The sequence below is a fragment of the Amycolatopsis sp. NPDC049868 genome (genome assembly GCF_044461365.1).
Lineage (GTDB): Bacteria > Actinomycetota > Actinomycetes > Mycobacteriales > Pseudonocardiaceae > Amycolatopsis.
Genome location: NZ_JBITKV010000002.1, coordinates 681,474 through 699,684, shown reverse-complemented (window position 1 = coordinate 699,684; position 18,211 = coordinate 681,474). Strand labels below are relative to the sequence as shown.

General features: G+C 69.7%; 18 protein-coding genes and 1 pseudogene. 5 read left to right on the top strand and 14 right to left on the bottom strand.

Translation table 11 applies throughout. The features are described 5' to 3' along the window. From ACIBTM_RS11495 to ACIBTM_RS11465, 7 genes are read right to left on the bottom strand one after another with little or no spacing between them, the layout of a single operon-like run. Positions 1–816 (bottom strand): metallophosphoesterase family protein, encoded by an 816-nt coding sequence (locus ACIBTM_RS11495; protein WP_395876401.1) that lies wholly within the window; start codon positions 814–816, stop codon positions 1–3. Positions 817–853: 37 nt separating this feature from the next. Next, positions 854–1,648 carry an HAD-IIA family hydrolase gene (locus ACIBTM_RS11490; RefSeq protein ID WP_034308369.1) on the bottom strand — a complete coding sequence of 265 codons (795 nt, stop codon included), beginning with the start codon at positions 1,646–1,648 and terminating at the stop codon, positions 854–856. 10 nt (positions 1,649–1,658) lie between these two features. Then, positions 1,659–2,723 (bottom strand): sulfate/molybdate ABC transporter ATP-binding protein, encoded by a 1,065-nt coding sequence (locus tag ACIBTM_RS11485; RefSeq protein WP_395876400.1) that lies wholly within the window; start codon positions 2,721–2,723, stop codon positions 1,659–1,661. Next, complete coding sequence (locus ACIBTM_RS11480) at positions 2,720–3,496, bottom strand: ABC transporter permease (RefSeq protein ID WP_395876398.1); 777 nt, start codon at positions 3,494–3,496, stop codon at positions 2,720–2,722. Before ACIBTM_RS11480 ends, ACIBTM_RS11485 begins: the two co-directional genes overlap by 4 nt. Before the next feature lie 16 nt (positions 3,497–3,512). Then, positions 3,513–4,274, bottom strand: coding sequence for a molybdate ABC transporter substrate-binding protein (gene modA, locus ACIBTM_RS11475; RefSeq protein ID WP_395876397.1), 762 nt, complete (start codon positions 4,272–4,274; stop codon positions 3,513–3,515). Continuing rightward, positions 4,271–4,675, bottom strand: a complete 405-nt coding sequence (locus ACIBTM_RS11470) for a molybdopterin-binding protein (RefSeq protein WP_395876396.1) — start codon at positions 4,673–4,675, stop codon at positions 4,271–4,273. The genes modA and ACIBTM_RS11470 overlap by 4 nt, the downstream gene beginning before the upstream one ends. A 33-nt stretch (positions 4,676–4,708) precedes the next feature. Further along, positions 4,709–5,182 carry a MarR family winged helix-turn-helix transcriptional regulator gene (locus tag ACIBTM_RS11465; RefSeq protein WP_395876395.1) on the bottom strand — a complete coding sequence of 158 codons (474 nt, stop codon included), beginning with the start codon at positions 5,180–5,182 and terminating at the stop codon, positions 4,709–4,711. Positions 5,183–5,260: 78 nt separating this feature from the next. Here ACIBTM_RS11465 and moaA point away from each other — a divergent pair, with 78 nt between their 5' ends. From moaA to ACIBTM_RS11445, 4 genes are all read left to right on the top strand, one after another. Further along, entirely contained in the window at positions 5,261–6,325 is a 1,065-nt protein-coding gene (moaA, locus tag ACIBTM_RS11460; protein WP_395876394.1) for a GTP 3',8-cyclase MoaA, read from the top strand. 1 nt (position 6,326) lies between these two features. After that, the gene (locus tag ACIBTM_RS11455) at positions 6,327–6,581 is read left to right on the top strand and encodes a MoaD/ThiS family protein (protein ID WP_395876393.1); all 255 of its coding nucleotides are present in this window, start codon (positions 6,327–6,329) and stop codon (positions 6,579–6,581) included. 497 nt (positions 6,582–7,078) lie between these two features. After that, positions 7,079–7,930, top strand: a complete 852-nt coding sequence (locus ACIBTM_RS11450; protein WP_395876392.1) for a phosphatidylinositol-specific phospholipase C/glycerophosphodiester phosphodiesterase family protein — start codon at positions 7,079–7,081, stop codon at positions 7,928–7,930. 455 nt (positions 7,931–8,385) lie between these two features. Next, positions 8,386–9,015: a transglycosylase family protein gene (locus ACIBTM_RS11445; RefSeq protein ID WP_395876391.1), complete on the top strand. Its 630-nt coding sequence runs from the start codon at positions 8,386–8,388 to the stop codon at positions 9,013–9,015. A 217-nt stretch (positions 9,016–9,232) separates the two neighbouring features. Here the strand turns inward: ACIBTM_RS11445 and ACIBTM_RS11440 are convergent. From ACIBTM_RS11440 to ACIBTM_RS11420, 5 genes and pseudogenes are all read right to left on the bottom strand, one after another. Then, positions 9,233–10,149 (bottom strand): annotated as a pseudogene (locus ACIBTM_RS11440) (molybdenum cofactor biosynthesis protein MoaE). Continuing rightward, positions 10,146–10,616 carry a cyclic pyranopterin monophosphate synthase MoaC gene (gene moaC / locus ACIBTM_RS11435; RefSeq protein ID WP_395876390.1) on the bottom strand — a complete coding sequence of 157 codons (471 nt, stop codon included), beginning with the start codon at positions 10,614–10,616 and terminating at the stop codon, positions 10,146–10,148. The pseudogene ACIBTM_RS11440 and the gene moaC overlap by 4 nt, the downstream one beginning before the upstream one ends. Positions 10,617–10,806: 190 nt before the next feature. Next, positions 10,807–12,354, bottom strand: coding sequence for an alpha/beta hydrolase (locus ACIBTM_RS11430; protein WP_395876389.1), 1,548 nt, complete (start codon positions 12,352–12,354; stop codon positions 10,807–10,809). A gap of 306 nt (positions 12,355–12,660) precedes the next feature. Continuing rightward, a complete protein-coding gene (locus ACIBTM_RS11425; protein ID WP_395876388.1) occupies positions 12,661–14,061 on the bottom strand; it encodes an NAD-dependent malic enzyme in 1,401 nt (466 codons plus the stop codon). Between the two features lie 260 nt (positions 14,062–14,321). Beyond that, entirely contained in the window at positions 14,322–14,504 is a 183-nt protein-coding gene (locus tag ACIBTM_RS11420) for a hypothetical protein (RefSeq protein ID WP_016337576.1), read from the bottom strand. A gap of 93 nt (positions 14,505–14,597) precedes the next feature. Between ACIBTM_RS11420 and ACIBTM_RS11415 the strand changes: the two genes are divergently transcribed. Next, positions 14,598–16,841 carry a helicase-associated domain-containing protein gene (locus ACIBTM_RS11415; RefSeq protein ID WP_395876387.1) on the top strand — a complete coding sequence of 748 codons (2,244 nt, stop codon included), beginning with the start codon at positions 14,598–14,600 and terminating at the stop codon, positions 16,839–16,841. Positions 16,842–16,878: 37 nt separating this feature from the next. Here ACIBTM_RS11415 and ACIBTM_RS11410 read toward each other — a convergent pair whose 3' ends face one another. Together ACIBTM_RS11410 and ACIBTM_RS11405 are read right to left on the bottom strand one after the other, a co-directional pair. Next, complete coding sequence (locus ACIBTM_RS11410) at positions 16,879–17,211, bottom strand: hypothetical protein (protein ID WP_395876386.1); 333 nt, start codon at positions 17,209–17,211, stop codon at positions 16,879–16,881. Positions 17,212–17,628: 417 nt separating this feature from the next. Beyond that, a complete protein-coding gene (locus ACIBTM_RS11405; protein WP_395876385.1) occupies positions 17,629–18,210 on the bottom strand; it encodes a DUF742 domain-containing protein in 582 nt (193 codons plus the stop codon). Position 18,211: the final 1 nt, after the last annotated feature.

Here is an 18,211-nt window from a genome sequence, read left to right as displayed (position 1 = left end):
TCAGTCCTCGGGTTCCCACGGCAGCGGGATGATCAGGCAGGGGCCGCCGACGAACAACCCGCCGTCGATCCCCAGCGCCTTCCCGCCCGCGTAGAGATACGGTCCCTCGATCTGCGCGGGGTGGATTCCCAGCTGGTCCGCGATGACGCTGTGCCCGTGCACGATCCGCTCGCCGCCGAGCCGGTCCATGAGCTGTTGCGCGACGTCGGCGCCTTCCGGGCCGCGGAAGGCGTAACGCGTGGTCATCCGCCGCCACACGTCCCACCAGGCCTCGATGTCGCTGCCTTCGAGGATCTCGCGGCCACACGCGTTGATCCCGTCGATGTCGTCGCCCCAGCCGAGGTACTCGAGCGTGTCCGAATGCATCAGCAGGTGGTCCGCGGCCAGCGTCAGCATCGGGCGCGAAGTCAGCCATTCGATATGCTGCGGGGTGAGCCTGTCCTGGTCTTCGAGCAGCCCGCCGTTGATCTCCCAGCTGCGGGCGAAGCTCCGCGGCCCGAAGTCGGACGGCACCTCCGTGTCGCCGAAGTGGTACATCCCGAGCAGCAGGATCTCGTGGTTGCCCAGCAGCGTCCCGCAGTGCCCGCCCGCCGTCGCGGCCTGGCGTTCCAGCCGCATCACCAGGTCGATGACGCCGACGCCGTCCGGCCCCCGGTCGACGAAGTCTCCGAGGAACCACAGGGTCGCTTCGCCACCGGCCCAATCGTCGTCGGAGTCGAGCAGCCCCTTCTCCCGGAGCGCCTCGGCCAGCTCGTCCCGGTGTCCGTGCACGTCACCGACCACATAGGTCGGGGACGTGGGCTGATCGTCGTGCATCGTCTGACGATAAGCCCTCCGCATGCGACCGTGCCGCTCAGCCTTCGCCGAACGGGTCGCCGGTGCGCCCGACCAGATCGGCGATCGAGTCGATGATCTTGGTCGGCCGGTACGGGTAGTGCTCCGCGCTCTCCCGCGTGGAGATGCCGGTGAGCACGAGAATCGTCTGCAATCCGGCCTCGATTCCCGAGTGGACGTCGGTGTCCATCCGGTCGCCGATCATCAGCGTCGACTCCGAATGCGCGCCGAGCCGCCGCAGCGCGGAGCGCATCATCAGCGGGTTCGGCTTGCCGACGTAGTACGGCGAGCGGCCGGTCGCCTTCTCGATCAGCGCGGCGACCGAACCGGTGGCGGGCATCGAGCCCTCCATGCTCGGGCCGGTGGCGTCGGGGTTGGTGGCGATGAACTTCGCGCCGCCCTCGATCAGCCGGATCGCGCGGGTTATCGCGCTGAAGCTGTACGTGCGCGTCTCGCCGAGGACGACGTAGTCCGGGTCGCGTTCGGTCAGCACGTAGCCGACCTCGTGCAGTGCCGTGGTCAGGCCTGCCTCGCCGATCACGAACGCCGAGCCGTTCGGACGCTGCGACGCGAGGAACTTCGCGGTCGCCAGCGCGGAGGTCCAGATGGCCTCCTCGGGGATGTCGAGACCGGTCCGCTCGAGCCTCGCCCGCAGGTCACGCGGGGTGTAGATCGAGTTGTTGGTCAGCACCAGGAAGCCGATGTCGTTGGCGCGCAGCTCCTTGAGGAACTCGTCCGCGCCGGGTACGAGGTGCTCTTCCTGGACCAGCACGCCATCCATGTCGCTGAGGTATGTCCAACGGCGCTCGTTCATACCGCCCACCCTAATGATCCGAGACGGCGTGAACAGCCACGGACGCCGCCTTGACCGAAAGATTGACCGGTGTGCCGGGTTCGAGCGCCAGCTCGGCGACCGCGGCCGGGGTGAGATCGGCGGCGAGACCCGCCGCCCAGTCGTCACCGCGGGCCCGGACGCGGATCACCGGCCCGTGTGGTTCGAGCGCCTCGACGATTCCCTCGACGGTGTTGCGCGGGCTGCCCCGATGCTCGCCGTCGCGTAGGTACACGGCGACGGCGCTGGGCGCGAAGACGGCGACGGCCGCTTCGCCCTCGACGACGTCCTCGGCCGGGATTCCGGCCAACTGCCCGCCTGACGTGCGCAAACCGCCTTCGACGGCGACGCCGGGCACCAGGTTCAGCCCGGCGATCCGCGCGGTGAACGCCGTGCGCGGCGCGGAGAGGACCTTGCGGGTCTCGCCGCGTTCGACGATCCGGCCGCCGTCGAGGACGGCGACGTGATCGGCCAGCGCCAGCGCGTCGAGCGGGTCGTGGGTGACCAGGACGGTCGGCGGTCCGGAACGCAACACCCGTCGAAGCAGCCCTCGGATGGCGGGCGCCGCGTCGACGTCCAGCGCGGCGAAGGGCTCGTCGAGCAGCAGAAGTCCCGGCTCGGCGGCCAGCGCCCGCGCGATCGCGACCCGCTGAGCCTGCCCGCCGGACAGTTGCGCGGGCCGCCGTCCGGCCAGGTCGAGCGCGTCCACTTCGGTCAGCCACTCCCGCGCGCGCCGCTTCGCCTCGGCGCGCCCGGCTCCGGTCGAGCGCGGCGCGAAGGCGACGTTGTCCAAAGCGGACAGATGGGGGAAGAGCAGGGCGTCCTGGGAGAGCAGGCCGATCCCGCGCGCGTGCGGCGGCAGTCCGGCCAGGCCACGTCCGCCGAGCGTGATCCGTGCCCGGTCCGGCCGGAGCAGACCGGCGAGGCAGCCGAGCACACTGGACTTCCCCGACCCGTTCGGGCCGAGCAGCGCGAGCACCCCGCCGGCAGGGACTTCGAAGCCGACGTCCAAGGTGAACTCGCCGCGCCGGAGTGCGATCTCGGCCGATAGGGTCACGACCGGACTCCTTCGAGCGCGCGCGGCCGGGCGAGCGCGATCACCGCGACGGCGACCAGGATGAGCAGCAACGCGAGTGCCACGGCGCTGTCGACGTCGACCTCAGCCTGGGTGTAGACCTCCAGCGGCAGGGTCCGGGTCACCCCTTCGAGGCTGCCGGCGAAGGTGATCGTCGCGCCGAACTCGCCCAGCGCCCGCGCGAAGCTGAGCACGATGCCCGATCCGAGCGCGGGCAGCAGCAGCGGCAGCGTGACCCGGCGGAACACCGTCCACGGCTTGGCTCCCAGCGTCGAAGCGACCCGTTCGTAGCGGTCACCTGCGCCGCGGAGGGCTCCTTCGAGGCTGACCACCAGGAACGGCATCGCGACGAACGTCTGCGCGATGACCACCGCGGCCGTGGTGAACGGCACCTGCTCACCGGTCAGCGTGGTCACCAGGATGCCGAGGAAACCCTTGCGGCCCAGCAGGTACAGCAGCGCCAGCCCGCCGACCACCGGCGGCAGGACCAGCGGCAGCAGCACCACCGCGCGCAGCACGCGGACACCACGCGCCCCCGAACGCGCGAGCACCACGGCGAGCGGGACACCGAGCAGCACACAGGCCACAGTGGACAGTCCGGCGGTGACCAGCGAGAGCTTGAGGGCGTTCAGCGACGACGTCGAGGTGATCAGGCTCGGGAAGCGCGTCAGGTCAGAACGCACCAGCAGGCCGACGACCGGCAGCACCACCAGCGCCAGCGCGCAGATCGCCGGCGGCCAGAGGATCCAGGGCACCCCGCCCCGCGCGGGGTCACGGCGTACCAAAACCGACCTTCGCCAATTCCTTCTTCCCTTCCTCACCGAGGACGAACCCCCTGAACAGCCCGGCGAGCTGAGCCTGCGGGGCGTCCTTCACCACCGCGATCGGATAGTCGTTGATCGCGCCCGCGGCCTCGGGGAAGTCCACTTTGTCCACCTTCGCGGCCGCCGACGTCGCATCGGTGACGTAGACGAGCCCGGCGTCGGCGTCGCCCGACTGCACCTTCGCGAGCACCGACTTGACGTCCTGCTCCTCGCTGGCGGGTTTGAGCGTGACCCCGGACGACTGCTGGACCTTCTTCGCCGCCGACCCGCACGGCACCTGCGGCGCGCAGACGACCACGGTCAACCCGTCCTTCGCGAGGTCGGCCAGGCCCTTGATGCCCTTCGGGTTGCCCTTCCCGACCGCGATCGCGAGCCGGTTGGTGGCGAACACCGACGGCTGCCCGTCGAGCAAGTCGCCCTTCGCCGCCTTGTCCATATTGGCCTGATCGGCGGAGGCGAACACGTCCGCCTTGGCGCCTTGGGTCAGCTTCTGGACCAGCGCCGAAGAGCCCTCGAAGCTGAACTTCACGGTCACCCCGGAGTTCTGCGCCTCGAACCGCTTGCCCAGCGTCCCGAACGACTCGGTCAGCGACGCCGCCGCGAACACGGTCAGCGTCCTCGACTCGGCCGTCGCGGTGACGGGCTGATCCGAACCGCAGGCGGTCGCGGCCAGTGCCAGCACGAGCAGGGCGGGGACGAGTCTCCTCATCGGCTTCCTTCCGGGGTTTCGATCACGACGGTGGTCGCCTTGACGACGGCGACCGCGAGCACTCCCGGCCGCAGCCCGAGTTCGCGGACGGCTTCGGCGCTCATCAGGGAGACCACGCGATGCGGGCCGCATTGCAGCTCGACCTGCGCCATCACCTTGTCCGTGACGACCTCGGTGACGAGGCCGACGAAGCGGTTGCGCGCGGAGCGGCCGACGTTCGACGGATCGTCGGGCTGTTCGGCCTGCGCCTTGGCGAACGCGGCGAGCTCGGCGCCGTCGACGACCTTGCGGCCCGCCGAATCGTCGAACGCGGTCAGCTGGCCGGCTCGTACCCAGCGGCGGACGGTGTCGTCACTGACGCCGAGCAGACGAGCGGCCTCGGATAACCGAAATTGCGGCATGACTGGAGACTACTTGCCGCAGATGCGGAATGGCTATGGTCGCGAAGAAGTGCCGGGGAGTTCGTCGCGGAGGCCATCGAGCAACGCGCTCTGGAATCGCTCAAGTACTTTCCGCTCGTCCGGAGAGAACTGTTCGAGCACCGACTTCATGTTCGTGTACGCGGATTCGAAGAGCGGCGCGTACCGCTCCATGGCACCGGGAACGACCTCGATCAGAACCTTCCGGCGGTCGGCGGTGTCGCGGACGCGGCGGGCGAGCCCCGCCTTCTCCAGCCTGTCCATGACGCCGGTCACAGCGCCCGTCGACAGCCCGGTCAGCTCGGCGATCCTGCCCGCTGTCAACGGTCCCGGCGCCTGCCCGGCGAGTTCGAGCACCTTGTGGTCGGTGGCGGACAGGCCCATCCGCTCGGCGATGCGCGCGTGCCGGAGAACGGTCAGCGTGCTGCTTTCCCTGCCGAGATGGGCGAACCGGGCCATTTCCTCCGCCGAGAGCGGATATTTCGCCATCCGGAAACCCTTCCGATTCGGTGCCTGCCGAATTCTAGACAGTCGGTTTTCGCCAGGTTCGGGGTTAGTCTGGTGACAATGACAGCGATCGATCTCGGGTTTCCCCGTGTCCCCGGTACACGCGGTCGCCCCAGCGCGCCCAGGCCGGACAACCCCGCTCTGATCGACACTTTCGGCCGCGTGGCGACCGACCTGCGGGTGTCGCTCACCGACAAGTGCAATCTGCGCTGCACCTATTGCATGCCCGCCGAAGGGCTGGAATGGATGCCGAGCGCGGACGTGCTGACCGACGACGAACTCGTGCTGCTGCTGCGGATCGCGGTCGAACGGCTCGGGATCACCGACATCCGGCTCACCGGCGGCGAACCACTGCTGCGCCAAGGGCTGGAGAAGATCGTCGAGCGGGTCGCGGCGCTCGAACCGCGACCGCGGCTTTCCATGACCACCAACGGGATCGGGCTCGCGAAGCGCGCGAGGTCGCTCGCTGACGCCGGTCTGGACCGCATCAACGTCTCGCTGGACACCGTCGACCGCGCGCTGTTCGAGACGATCACGCGCCGCGACCGGCTTTCGCACGTGCTCGCCGGCATGGCCGCCGCGCGCGAAGCCGGGCTGGACCCGGTGAAGGTCAACGCGGTGCTCATGCGCGGGCTGAACGAAGACCAGGCCGTGCCGCTGCTGAAGTTCTGTCTCGCCGAGGGATACCACCTGCGGTTCATCGAGCAGATGCCGCTGGACGCGCAGCACGGCTGGAACCGGGCCGACATGATCACCGCCGAGGAGATCCTCGGCATGCTCGGCGAGGAGTTCTCGCTGTCGCCGTTCCCCGCCGCGCGTGGCGGGGCGCCCGCCGAACGCTGGCTGGTCGACGGCGGACCGGGCGACGTCGGCGTGATCGCGTCGGTGACGCGCCCCTTCTGCGGCGCCTGCGAGCGGACCCGGCTGACCGCGGACGGCGCGGTGCGCTCGTGCCTGTTCAGCAACGACGAGACGGACCTCCGCGCCCTCGTGCGCGCGGGCGCGCGCGAAGAAGAGGTGGCGGACGCCTGGCGGGCGACCATGTGGGGCAAGCTCGCCGGACACGAGATCAACGAGGCCGGGTTCGCGCAGCCGATCCGGCCGATGAGCGCGATCGGCGGCTGACATGGTGACCATCGTGGTGCGGTACTTCGCGTCGGCCCGTGCGGCCGTCGGCGTCGAAGAGGAGAAGGTGACCCTCCCGGACGGCGCCCGCGTCGCCGACGCCGTCGCCCACCTTCGCGAGCTTCACCCGGAGAAGCTGGCGAAGCTGCTCGACGCGGTCTCGTATCTGCTGGACGGCGTCGCGGTGCGGGATCTCACGCGGCCGCTGAACGACGCGGCCGAACTGGACGTCCTGCCCCCGTTCGCCGGCGGCTGACCCGTCGCTGACCTGCGCCTGCCGGCGAGGTGTCGCGAAAGCCACTTTCGCGACGTCAGATGATGCTGGTGGTTTATTCGGTGAGCCGTGTTCGGTCTGATTGTGATCAGTTGGTCGCAGGTCCGTGAAGGCCTCCTTCCCTACCTTCAGAGTAGGGAAGGAGGCCTTCACGGATTACGTGATCGTCATCCGCGGGCCCGGCAGCCGCAGCGACACCACCAGTCCCTGTAGTCACAGCGACGGCGTGTGAAGGCCCCCATCCCTCGGCTCAGCCGAGGAAACTCGACCTTCACACCTTGCCGAGTACAGGAAGACCTCCTCAGCCCCACCGAATAGACCAACAGCGACGTCAGATGTCCCGAAAGTGGACTTTCGCGACATGATCGCCGTCGCACCATTGCCGCTGACCTGCGCGAACCTCGAAAGTGGTAGCAAAGGTCCCTTGCTCGCCGTCTTGAGTTCACCGTCCGGTCGCCGAAGCAGCCGAGGATGCGCCAGTGATCACTCCCCGCCGTATCCTCGCCGCGCTGCTGGCCGCGGTCGCCGCCACGAGCCTCGCGACCGCGCCGGCCTCCGCCCACGAACGTGGCGTCAAGCCGTTGCCGCAGGCGCACAGCCACAACGACTACGAGCACACCCGTCCGCTGCAGGACGCGCTCGACCAGGGCTTCACCAGTGTCGAGGCCGACATCTTCCTGGTGGACGGGCAGCTGCTGGTCGCCCACGACCTCGCGGACACCCGCCCGGACCGCACCCTGGAGTCGCTCTACCTGGAGCCGCTGCGCAAGCGGGTGCTGGCCAACCACGGCGTCGGCGTCTACCGGCAGCGTGCGGAGTTCCAGCTGCTGATCGACGTCAAGGGCGACGCGAACAGCACCTACGCGGCGCTTGAGAAGCGGCTGTACGACCCGCGCTACTCCTTCCTCTTCTCTCTGTACGCGTTCGGGCACGTGAAGAAGCGGGCCGTCACCGCGGTGATCTCCGGCGGGCGCCCCAAGGACGTGATGCTCGGGCAGAAGTTCCGGCTCGCCTTCTACGACGGCCGGATCAAGGATCAGAACGACCTCGGCATCGGCTCGGATCCCCGGGTCACCCCGCTGGTCTCGGACTCCTGGACGGGGCTGTTCACCTGGACCGGCGTAGGCCCCTTCCCCGCCGAGGAGCGGGCGAAACTGCACGACCTGGTCAAGCGGGCCCACGCGGCGGGTCAGCGCGTGCGCTTCTGGGCCACACCGGACGCCGCCGGGCCAGGCCGTGACGCGTTGTGGAAAGAGCTGGTCGCCGCCGGGGTCGACCACCTGAATACGGATGACCTGCCGGGACTGGCGAACTTCTTGAGGTCTCGCTAAAGTGCGCGGCCCATTCGCGCGCGAAGGCGCACGAATGGGCCAGTCATCCCTTAATCCACGTGATGCAAGCCTCACGATCTGTGAATTATCTCGGTCAGGAAACGGCCAGATAACGGCCCGCTGACCTGCACAAACAGCCGAATCGTTATGGGTTGCGTGCTGTTACTGTGATGTAGGTCACGGCTCGAATAATTTCCGTCCCGGCCGTTCGTTACGTACCGTCGCTTTTCGGTTGGCCCCGACCGACCACGCAACACCGGGAACCCGTAGCGCCGAGCCCTGTCCAACGGATTCCCGGACCCAACCCCGAGCGAAAGCATTTCCGGACAGGGACGAGGGGACCGAGCCGACGCGTCGTGCGTCAGGCGAAGTCAGCCGGCCCGAGACGGCCGGCCAAGACCCGCGGGTCTTCCCTCAGCACCGACTCGTAGGCGCAGGGAGCGAGATCTATTCACATGTCTTACCGAGGCAAGCACCGCAAGATGTCCGCCGCCACCCGTCACATCGCCCGCGTCGCCATTGCGGGTGTCGCGGTCGGCGCTCCCCTCGCAATCGCCGCGACCCCCGCGTCGGCGACCAACTGGGACGCCATCGCGCAGTGCGAGAGCAGCGGCAACTGGAGCACCAACACCGGTAACGGCTACTACGGTGGTCTGCAGTTCTCGCAGAGCACCTGGCGTGCCTACGGCGGCACCGGCAGCGCGCACAACGCGTCGCGCGAGCAGCAGATCGCCGTCGCCGAGCGCGTCCTCCAGGGCCAGGGCATCGGCGCGTGGCCGCACTGTGGCAAGAAGGGCGGCTCCGCCAGCCCCGCCAAGGCCAAGTCGAGCGCCCCGAAGGCCACCAAGAAGGTGACCCCGAAGAAGTCGACCGCGCCGGTCCAGAAGCAGGCCCCGGCCCCGGCCGCGAACGTCGCCAACTCGAACCCGGCGGGTGACTACACCGTCGTGGCCGGCGACACGCTGTCGAAGATCGCTTCCAAGTTCAACGTCCAGGGCGGCTACCAGAAGCTGCAGGAGCTGAACAAGGAATACGTGCCGAACGCCGACTTCATCGTCGTCGGCCAGAAGCTCGCCACCAAGTGAGCTCTTGAGCACCAGTAAGTCGTGATGCCCGCGGGATTCCCGCGCGGCCACGTCGCGACTGACAAGGCCCCACCGCGCCATTCCCCCGGCGGTGGGGCTTTGTCGTGTCCGGGGCCGGATCGCGCCTCCAGATGTCATGAAAGGGTCGTTCAGGACGAAAGACGTCCTGAACGACCCTTTCATGACACTTGACGGGCCCGGCTCACGAACGAGCCCCCTACGGCGAGTTGACCCATTCGTCGCTGCCGTCGCTGAAGTGCTGGTGCTTCCACACCGGCAGCCGCGCCTTGACCTCGTCGACCAGCTCCGAGCAGGCGGCGAAGGCCTGCCCCCGGTGCTCGGCCGCCACGGCGCACGCCAGCGCGACGTCCCCGATGGCCAGCGCGCCCAGCCGGTGGCTGACGGCGACCGCCCGCACGCCTTCCCATTTCCCCGAGAGGTCCTTGACGACCTCCGCGAGCACGTCGGCGGCGCTGGGGTGCCCTTCGTAGGCGAGCCTCTCCACCGACCGCCCGCCGTCGTGGTCCCGGACGACACCGCCGAACGTGACGACGGCGCCCGCGGCCGCGTCGTCCACCAGCCGGGCGTGTTCTTCGACCGAAAGCGGCTCGTCGACCACCGCGATCCGTGCGACCCGAACGCTCACTGCTGTGCCTCCCGTGGGTGGTCGCCGCCCGCCAGCTGGTCGACGGCGTGGTCGAGGATCCCGTCCAGTACGCCCAGGCCGTCCTTCACCCCGCCGCGTGAACCGGGCAGGTTCACCACGAGGGTCCGGCCCGCGACGCCGGCGACGCCGCGCGAGAGCACGGCCGTGGGCACCTTGGGCAGTCCGGCGGCGCGGATCGCGTCCGCGACGCCGGGGAGTTCGTAGTCGAGGACGGCGCGGGTGACGTCCGGGGTGCGGTCCGTCGGCGAGATGCCGGTGCCGCCGGTCGTCACGATCACCTGGACCCCGGCCGCGACGGCGGCACGCAGGGCTTCGCCGACCGGCTCCCCGTCTTCGACGACGACGGGCGCGGGCACTTCCCAGCCCCGTGCGGCGAGCCAGTCCGTGATGACCGGGCCGGTCGTGTCCTCGTAGACGCCCTTCGCGGCGCGGTTCGACGCCACGATCACCCTCGCGACCCGGTTCACGGCCGCTCCCAGGTCCCGGTCTTGCCGCCGTCCTTGCGGATCAGGCGGACATCGTCGAGGGTCGCCGCCGGATCGACGGCCTTGATCATGTCGTGCAGGGTCAGCCCGGCGACGGCGACGGCGGTCAGCGCCTCCATCTCGACGCCGGTCCGGTCGTTCGTCTTCGCGGTCGCGGTGATGTGCACGGCGGTCTCGCCGAGGGTGAACTCGACCTTCACCCCGGACAACGCGATCTGGTGGCAGAGCGGGATCAGCTCGGGCACCTTCTTCGCGCCCATGATGCCCGCGATCCGGGCGGTCGCGAGCGCGTCGCCCTTGGGGAGCCCATCCGTCGCCAGCAGGCCGAGCACCTCGGCCGTGGTGTGCACGGTGCCGCCCGCCAGCGCGGTGCGGGCGGTGGGCGTCTTGCCGGAAACGTCGACCATACGGGCGGCGCCCGTATGGTCGACGTGGCTGAGTTCACTCACGCCCAGCAGGCTAGTCCTCAGTACCTGTTGGCGGAGCCGAGGTCCGCTCGACGAGGCACCCCGCGCGTGAACCCGCTCGGCCGAAGGCCTCGCTATCGCGGTGGCAGGCGCCCTGCCGGCCCACCGTGCGGTGGATTACCGGCCGGCGCCTGCCGACGCCGATCGCGATCGCGGGTTCACCTCGGAAGATTCAGAACATCCGCTGCTTCGAGCGAACCTCGTCGAGGGCCTTCTCCCGTTCCTGCCGCTGCTCCGGGGTCATCGAAGCGAAGAGCCCGCCCTTGTCCGCGGCGCAGGCCGTGTCGCGCACGGGACGCTTGCCTTCCACGAGGAACTGGTTGACGGCGTTGTTGCCGCAAGCGTTCTCCGAGCTCAGCCAGACCCCGTGCCCGCCGTCGTCGACGGACACCATCCGCGCCCGGTCGCCCAGCGCCCGCCGCATCTCCCTGGCCCCGCTCAGCGGGGTGGCCGGGTCACGCAGGTTCTGCACCACCAGGATGTTCGACGGTCCCCGGTCGCCGATCCGCACCTGCGGCTCGATCGGCTCGGACGGCCAGTAGGCGCATGCCCAGATGTTCGCCGCCGCGGCGCCGAACATCGGATACTTCACCCGGTCCTTCTCGACGTTGCGCTGGTAGGTCGCGACGCTCTCCGGCCAGTTCACGTCGTTGCACACCACGTGCAGCTGCGCGGCCAGCAGCTGCGCCACGTCGATCTGCTGAGCCTGGGCGGCCTGCTTCACGACGCCTTCGGTGTCGAGCGCCTGCCACTGCTGCGCCAGCGTCGGGAAGGTACTGGTCGAGTACAGCGAACCGAAGGTGCCCATGCGGAACGCCGCGCCGTCCACACCCGGGACCGCGCCGCCGTCGAGCTTGGCGACGAGTTCGTAGAACTTCGCCGTCACCTGCTGCGGTGTACGGCCGAGCCCGTAGCTCGCGTGCCGTGCCGCCGCCCACTTCGCGAAGTCCGGGAAGCGGTCCTGGAACCCCTCCGCCAGCCGACGGGACCCGGTCGTGTCGAGCCCGCCCGGACCGGTCGCGCTGTCGAGCACGACGCGATCGGTCTGCCTCGGGAACAGCGTCGAATACACGGCGCCCAGGTACGTGCCGTACGAGACGCCGTAATACGAGAGCTTCTCCTCGCCAAGGGCCGCCCGGATGCGATCCATGTCGCGGGCGGTGTTGGCCGTGGTGATGTACGGCAGGTTCGCCGCCGTCTTCGAATCGCCACACTGCTTCGCGACGCCCTCGACGTACTTCGCGCGTTCCGCCACCTCCGCGGCGTCGCGCGCGTACGGCGGAACGTTGCTGACCTGCTGCTCGGGCTTGAGGTCGCAGGTGACCGGCGTACTGCGGCCGATCCCGCGCGGATCGAAGCCGATGATGTCGTACGCGTCGAGCACACTCGACGGCATGCCCGCCGCCCGCAGCCCCGCGGGCATGGTCAGCCCGGGCCCGCCGGGGCCACCCGGGTTGGTGAGCATGATGCCGCGCCGCTTCGCCGGTTTGGTGCTGGCGAGCTTGGAAACGGCGATGTCGATCGTCTTCCCGCCCGGGTCCCGGTAGTCGAGCGGGACCTTCAAGGTGGCGCATTGCACGCCGGGCGCGGCCGCGTCCTCCGGACACGGCCCCCAGCTGACAGCCGAAACCGCGGCGGACGCCGTGACCGGTACGAGTACCGCCATGGTGACCGCCGCGGCGGTGAGTGCCCCGATCCTGCTCAGGACAGAGCGATTCATCCCCAACCCCCGTCATGATCGACTTCTTGGTCGAAGTCGAGCCTATGAGCGGGCCATCGGCGGAGTCGTCACCCTGAAGTCGGCCTCGGGGTCGGTCTCAGTGATGACGAGCCCTCCGAATGGAGCAAGGGACCTTTGCTACCACGCCCGGCAACGGAGTCTCCCCAAGGGCGCCTCGCGCCCGACGGAGACTTCACCGCCGAGCGCCCTCTTTCGGGCCGAAGGCCCACGGAAACACGATGAAGGGGCGCCCTCCGCTCTCAACCTGAGTTGCAAGCGGAACGGCGCCCCTTCGGCGGGTTTTCGTCAGCGCTCGGCAGACTTCACGGCCTTTGCCGCCTTCTTGACGGCATCGGCCACCGCGGGGGCGACGGCGTTGTCGAACACGCTCGGCACGATGAACGAAGCGTTCAGCTTGCCGTTGTCCACGACGTCCGCGATGGCGTCGGCGGCCGCGAGGAGCATCGAGTCGTCGATGTGGTGCGCGTGCGCGTCGAGCAGGCCGCGGAAGACACCGGGGAACGCGAGCACGTTGTTGATCTGGTTCGGGAAGTCGCTGCGGCCGGTGGCGACCACGGCGGCGTGCTTCTGCGCCTCCAGCGGGTCGATCTCCGGGTCCGGGTTGGCCAGCGCGAACACGACGGCGTCGGACTTCATGGTCGCGACCTGCTCGGCCCCGAACAGGTTCGGCGCGGAGACCCCGATGAACACGTCGGCGCCGACGAGCGCCTCGTGCAGCGTGCCCGCCTGCTGCTCGGAGTTGGTGTGCTCGGCGATCCACGTCAGGTTCTCGTCGAGGTTGCCGCGCGCGGAGTGCACGATGCCGTCGATGTCGGCGGCCACGATGTCGCCCGGGTTCTTGCGCAGCAGCAGGCGGATGATCGCCGAGCCCGCCGCGCCGACGCCGCTGACGACGATCTTGCAGTCTTCGATGTTCTTCCCGACCACGCGCAGGGCGTTGCGCAGCGCGGCGACCACGACGATCGCGGTGCCGTGCTGGTCGTCGTGGAAGACCGGGATGTCGAGCTGCTCACGCAGGCGCTTCTCGATTTCGAAGCAGCGCGGCGCGGCGATGTCCTCGAGGTTGATGCCCGCGTACACCGGTGCGAGCGCCTTCGCGATCATGATGATCTCTTCGGTGTCCTGGGTGTCCAGGCAGACCGGCCACGCGTCGACGTCGGCGAATTTCTTGAACAGCGCCGCCTTGCCCTCCATCACCGGCAGCGCGGCGGCCGGGCCGATGTTGCCCAGCCCCAGCACCGCGGAACCGTCGGTGAGCACCGCGACGGTGTTGCGCTTGATGGTCAGGCGGCGCGCGTCCTCGGGGTTCGCCGCGATCGCCTGGCAGACGCGGGCGACACCCGGCGTGTACGCGCGGGAGAGGTCGTCACGGTTGCGGAGCGCGACCTTGGGGCTGACCTCGATCTTGCCACCGAGGTGGATCAGGAACGTCCGGTCGGAGACCTTGCGCACGCGGACGCCCGGCAGCGAGTCCAGGGTCTGCGTGATGTCCTGCGCGTGGTTCTCCGACAGGGCGTTGGCGCTGATGTCGACGACGATCGACTCGGGGTGCGACTCGACGACGTCGAACGCGGTCAGCACGCCGCCGACCCGGCCGACGGCGGTCGTCAGGTCACCCGCCGCGGTGGACGACGCGGGGGCCTCCACCCGGACGGTGATCGAATATCCGGGACCGGGAACCGGCATGGCACTACCCCCGCTGAGGAAAGCTCGAATAGGTCGATCGAAAACCTACTCCCGTGACGACCGCCACGAACCCTCGCAGGGGGTGACTGACGAGTAGCTCGCGCTTACGGAAACCCGCCGAAGGGGCGGTTCGAACCTGCCTCGCGTCTTCGCGCGAGGCGGCCCCTTCATCGGGTTCCCGTGGGCCTTCGGCCCGAAAGAGGCGCGCGAGAGGGCCTGTGCGGGCGTTGGACGCCCTCGGCAGGCCAGGCCAGTAACCTCTACCGGTTGATCTCGGTCTCGGGGTGCACGTACGGCACCGTGTCGAGGGGGAAGGTCACGTCGCCGAACGGGGACAAGGCGCCCTGCCGATCGGACGCGAGCTCGGTGACGGGGTGCTCCCCGTCTTCACCGGGCCACGTGGGGTCGATGCCCGCGCGCTTCTTGTTATCGCCCTTCGCCACAACGTCCTCCAGAGCATGGTCAAGCCGTTCTCGAGGGACAGTCTGCCCGAACGCGGCTGCCGGGCCACCACCCGCCCGGTATCCTGGTCCTCTATGCCCGCGCCATCCCTGGCGGACTGGCTGCGCCAGGAGTCCGACGACGCCCTCGCCGCGCTGCTGCGCACGCGTCGCGACCTGTCCACGCCGCCCCCGTCCGACACCATCGTGCTCGCCACCCGGGCCGGCACGCCGGGCTCCGTCGCGCGTGCCTGCGAAGACCTCGACACCTTCACCCTCGCCGTCCTCGACGCCCTCCTGCTGGCCGGGGCGGACACCGGTCCGGTCGCCGCCGCCGAGGTCGCGCGGCTCGCGGGCACGGAGATCGGCGAGGCGCTGACGCTGCTGCGCAAACGGGCCCTGGTCTGGGGCGAGGACGACGCGCTGCGCGTCCCGCCGTCGGCCCGCGACGCGCTCGGCCCCTTCCCCGCCGGGCTCGGGTCGTCGTCCCCCTCGCTCGCCGGAACGGATATCAAGACCGCGCTCGCGGAGGTCGGCGAGGACGAACGCGCCCTGCTGACGACGCTGGCCGCCGGGCCGCCGATCGGCCGCACCCGCGACGCGTCGGCCGACGTCCCGCTGGAGCGGGCGCAGAACCCCGTCCAGCGCCTCCTCGCCAGGGGGCTGCTGCTGCGCCGGGACGACCAGACCGTCGAGCTGCCGCGCGAGATCGGGATCGCGCTGCGCGGCGGGGTGGTGTTCGAGCAGGCGTCGCTGCGCGAACCGGAACTCCCCGTCCATCCGCACCAGCAGTCCACTGTGGACACGACGGCGGCCGGCGAGGCGATGGAGTTCTTGCGCCAGACCGAAAACATGCTTCGCGCCTGGTCGGAGACACCACCGCCGGTGCTGAAGTCCGGCGGGCTCGGCGTCCGCGAACTGAAGAAGCTCGCGAAGGATCTCGACGTCGACGAGGCACGGGTGACCCTGCTGGCGGAGATCGCCGTCGGCGCCGGATTGGTGGCCGACAGCGAAGCGACCACGCCGGAGTGGGTGCCGACGACGCTCACGGATTCGTGGCTCGCGTCGCCGACCGCGCAGCGCTGGATGACGGTCGCGCAGGCCTGGCTCGAACTGCCCCGGCTACCCGGTCTCGCCGGCGGACGGGACGCGAAGGACAAGCCGATCGCGCCGCTTTCGGAAGACCTGCGCCGTCCGCTGGCGCCCACTTCGCGGCGCCGGATCCTCCTCGCACTGGCGGCGCTGCCCGAAGGCGCCGGCGTGAAGAGCACCGACGAACTGGTCGCCGCGCTCGCCTGGCGCGCGCCGAGGCGGGGCGGACGGCTGCGGGACGAGACCGTGCGCTGGACGATGGCCGAAGGGGCCGCACTCGGCCTGATCGGCCTCGGCGGGCTCACCACGGCGACCCGGGCGCTCCTGGCCGACGATCGCCCCGGGGCGATCGAGGCGATACTCGACGCGCTGCCGCGTCCGGTGGACCACGTCCTGGTCCAGGCCGACCTGACCGTGGTCGCGCCGGGACCGCTGGAGGCCGAACTCGCGGCCGAGATGACCGCCGTCGCCGACATCGAATCGGCCGGGCACGCGACCGTCTACCGGATCACCGAGACGTCCGTGCGGCGCGCGCTCGACACCGGGCGCACCGCGGGCGAGCTGCACGCGTTGTTCGCCGCCCGATCGGCGACGCCGGTGCCGCAAGGACTCACGTATCTGATCGACGACGTCGCCCGGCGGCACGGGCGGCTGCGCGGCGGGGCCGCCGAGTCGTTCCTGCGCTGCGACGACGCGTCCCTGCTCGCCGAGGTCATGGGCAGCCCCGTCGCGACGGAGTACGGCTTGCGCATGATCGCGCCGACAGTGCTCATCAGCGCGTATCCGCTCGCCGAAGTCCTCGACGCGCTCCGCGCCGCAGGGTTCGCTCCGGCCGCCGAAGGGCCCGATGGACGCGTCATGGACATCAGACCGTCCGGACGCCGCCTGCCCGCGAAGGCGCGTGCCGCGCGTCGCGCGCCTGGTGAGCCTGCCGGGCTGACCGACGAGCAGGTCGGCAAGATCGTCGCGCACGTCCGGGCAGGCGACGCCGCTTCGGCGCGCCGCCGGGGCGAGACGGTGCGCGCTCCGCAGGGAGGCGGCGCCGGGGACACGTCCGCGACGCTGGCGTTGCTGTCCCAGGCGACCATGGAACGCCGCGAGGTGTGGATCGGGTTCGTCGACTCACGAGGGACGGCGAGCCAGCGGGTGGTGCGGCCGCTGCGGGTCGGCGGCGGTGTCCTCGAAGGGACCGACAACGAGCGCTACCCGCTGCACCGGATCACGTCGGCCGCCTTGGTGGAGGACTGACCACTCCGCGTTCAGTCCTCTAAATGCGGTATGGCAGCTACGCGAGCTGCTCGGTGCGGAGGTCCTTCAGCACCATCGACATGGCCTCACCGTGTGTCGGCCAATCCGGCGTCCCGATCCCGACCGAATGCAGAGCGGACCGGACGGCGGCGTGAGCCTTCGCGATCGAGTGCGAGAGGTCGTCGCCGGAAACGTCGGCCTCGATCTCCATGACCGCTCGTCCGCCATCCGCGGAGACCGCGCTGTCCACGAATCCGTCGAGGCAGCGTTCTTGCTCGAGCAGCGCTCGCATCACCTTGTCGCAGTAACCGAAGAGATCACCATCGCCGTCGGCGATGAACACCCAATGCGCGTGAACCGTCACACCCATCAGTAACTCCCTTCGATCTGGTAGCAAGGTTGACGAAGCAGCCAGGACACCGCGTTCTTTCCGTAGTTGGCACCGCTCGGCGTCAGGTGGATCCAACGCTGATGCTGCCCACAAGGACATCGGACGGTGTAGTAGGTCGGCGGATCCAAGATCCTCCATCCTGCCCGATGAAAGTGCTCCAGAACAGCTTCCAGATCCTTCCTAGGATGCTTTCTCCAGTACCCCACCGGCTACTCCTCGACCAGGTTAACGCAGATCAAGAAGACCGGCGTCACGCTGAGATCCCGTTCACGGACGATCCTGGTTCTATCGGGAAGCGGCACAGTCTGCTACCAAAAGTGCCAGCACATCACCGCAAAGTAGTCAACTTGAGGGCGACTTGCACCGAAGCGCATTCAGAGGACTGAATGCGGGGAGTCAGAGGGCGCGAAGGCCTTGAAGCACCCGCTCCATGAAGGCGCGCGAAGAGGAATCCCCAAGGATCAGCTCCGTCTGGTGGATCAGCACCAGGCTGGCGTCCGCCATGTCGCCCACGAGCACCTTCACCACGCCCAGCGGCAGCCGCAGATGCGCGGCGATCTCCGCGATCGAGCGGGTGTCCAGGCAGAGGTCGCAGATCTGCCGGTGCTCCGGGGTCCGCACGCCGCGGTACCGGCGGCCGTCCTCGCTGGTCGACACCAGCGCCTCCAGCGCCAGGTCGTGCGCGGTACGGGTGCGCCCGCCGGTGCGGGTGTAGGGCCGGACCCGGGAGCCCGAAGCCGGCACGTAGACCGCGGCGGGCGCGACGTCAGCGGCCACGGGACGCGGAGGCGCCTGACGGATCGGCGAAGGCATCGGCGCGGGAGGCGGCTCCGGCGGCGCGGCCGGACGCCGCGGCATGACCGTGCTGATCGAGCTCAGCTCGAACCGGCTCGGCGAATCGAAGGCCTCGCGTTCGGTGCCCTGATAGAGGGAGTCCCAGCCGGAGGGGTCCGGTTCGGTGAATCCGCTGATCTTCATC

Coding starts and splice junctions, on each gene's coding strand:
- ACIBTM_RS11495 (WP_395876401.1), bottom strand. CDS start 816: ATGCACGACGATCAGCCCACGTCCCCGACCTATGTGGTCGGTGACGTG.
- ACIBTM_RS11490 (WP_034308369.1), bottom strand. CDS start 1,648: ATGAACGAGCGCCGTTGGACATACCTCAGCGACATGGATGGCGTGCTG.
- modA (WP_395876397.1), bottom strand. CDS start 4,274: ATGAGGAGACTCGTCCCCGCCCTGCTCGTGCTGGCACTGGCCGCGACC.
- ACIBTM_RS11470 (WP_395876396.1), bottom strand. CDS start 4,675: ATGCCGCAATTTCGGTTATCCGAGGCCGCTCGTCTGCTCGGCGTCAGT.
- ACIBTM_RS11465 (WP_395876395.1), bottom strand. CDS start 5,182: ATGGCGAAATATCCGCTCTCGGCGGAGGAAATGGCCCGGTTCGCCCAT.
- moaA (WP_395876394.1), top strand. CDS start 5,261: ATGACAGCGATCGATCTCGGGTTTCCCCGTGTCCCCGGTACACGCGGT.
- ACIBTM_RS11455 (WP_395876393.1), top strand. CDS start 6,327: ATGGTGACCATCGTGGTGCGGTACTTCGCGTCGGCCCGTGCGGCCGTC.
- ACIBTM_RS11445 (WP_395876391.1), top strand. CDS start 8,386: ATGTCTTACCGAGGCAAGCACCGCAAGATGTCCGCCGCCACCCGTCAC.
- ACIBTM_RS11430 (WP_395876389.1), bottom strand. CDS start 12,354: ATGAATCGCTCTGTCCTGAGCAGGATCGGGGCACTCACCGCCGCGGCG.
- ACIBTM_RS11425 (WP_395876388.1), bottom strand. CDS start 14,061: ATGCCGGTTCCCGGTCCCGGATATTCGATCACCGTCCGGGTGGAGGCC.
- ACIBTM_RS11415 (WP_395876387.1), top strand. CDS start 14,598: ATGCCCGCGCCATCCCTGGCGGACTGGCTGCGCCAGGAGTCCGACGAC.
- ACIBTM_RS11410 (WP_395876386.1), bottom strand. CDS start 17,211: ATGGGTGTGACGGTTCACGCGCATTGGGTGTTCATCGCCGACGGCGAT.
- ACIBTM_RS11405 (WP_395876385.1), bottom strand. CDS start 18,210: ATGAAGATCAGCGGATTCACCGAACCGGACCCCTCCGGCTGGGACTCC.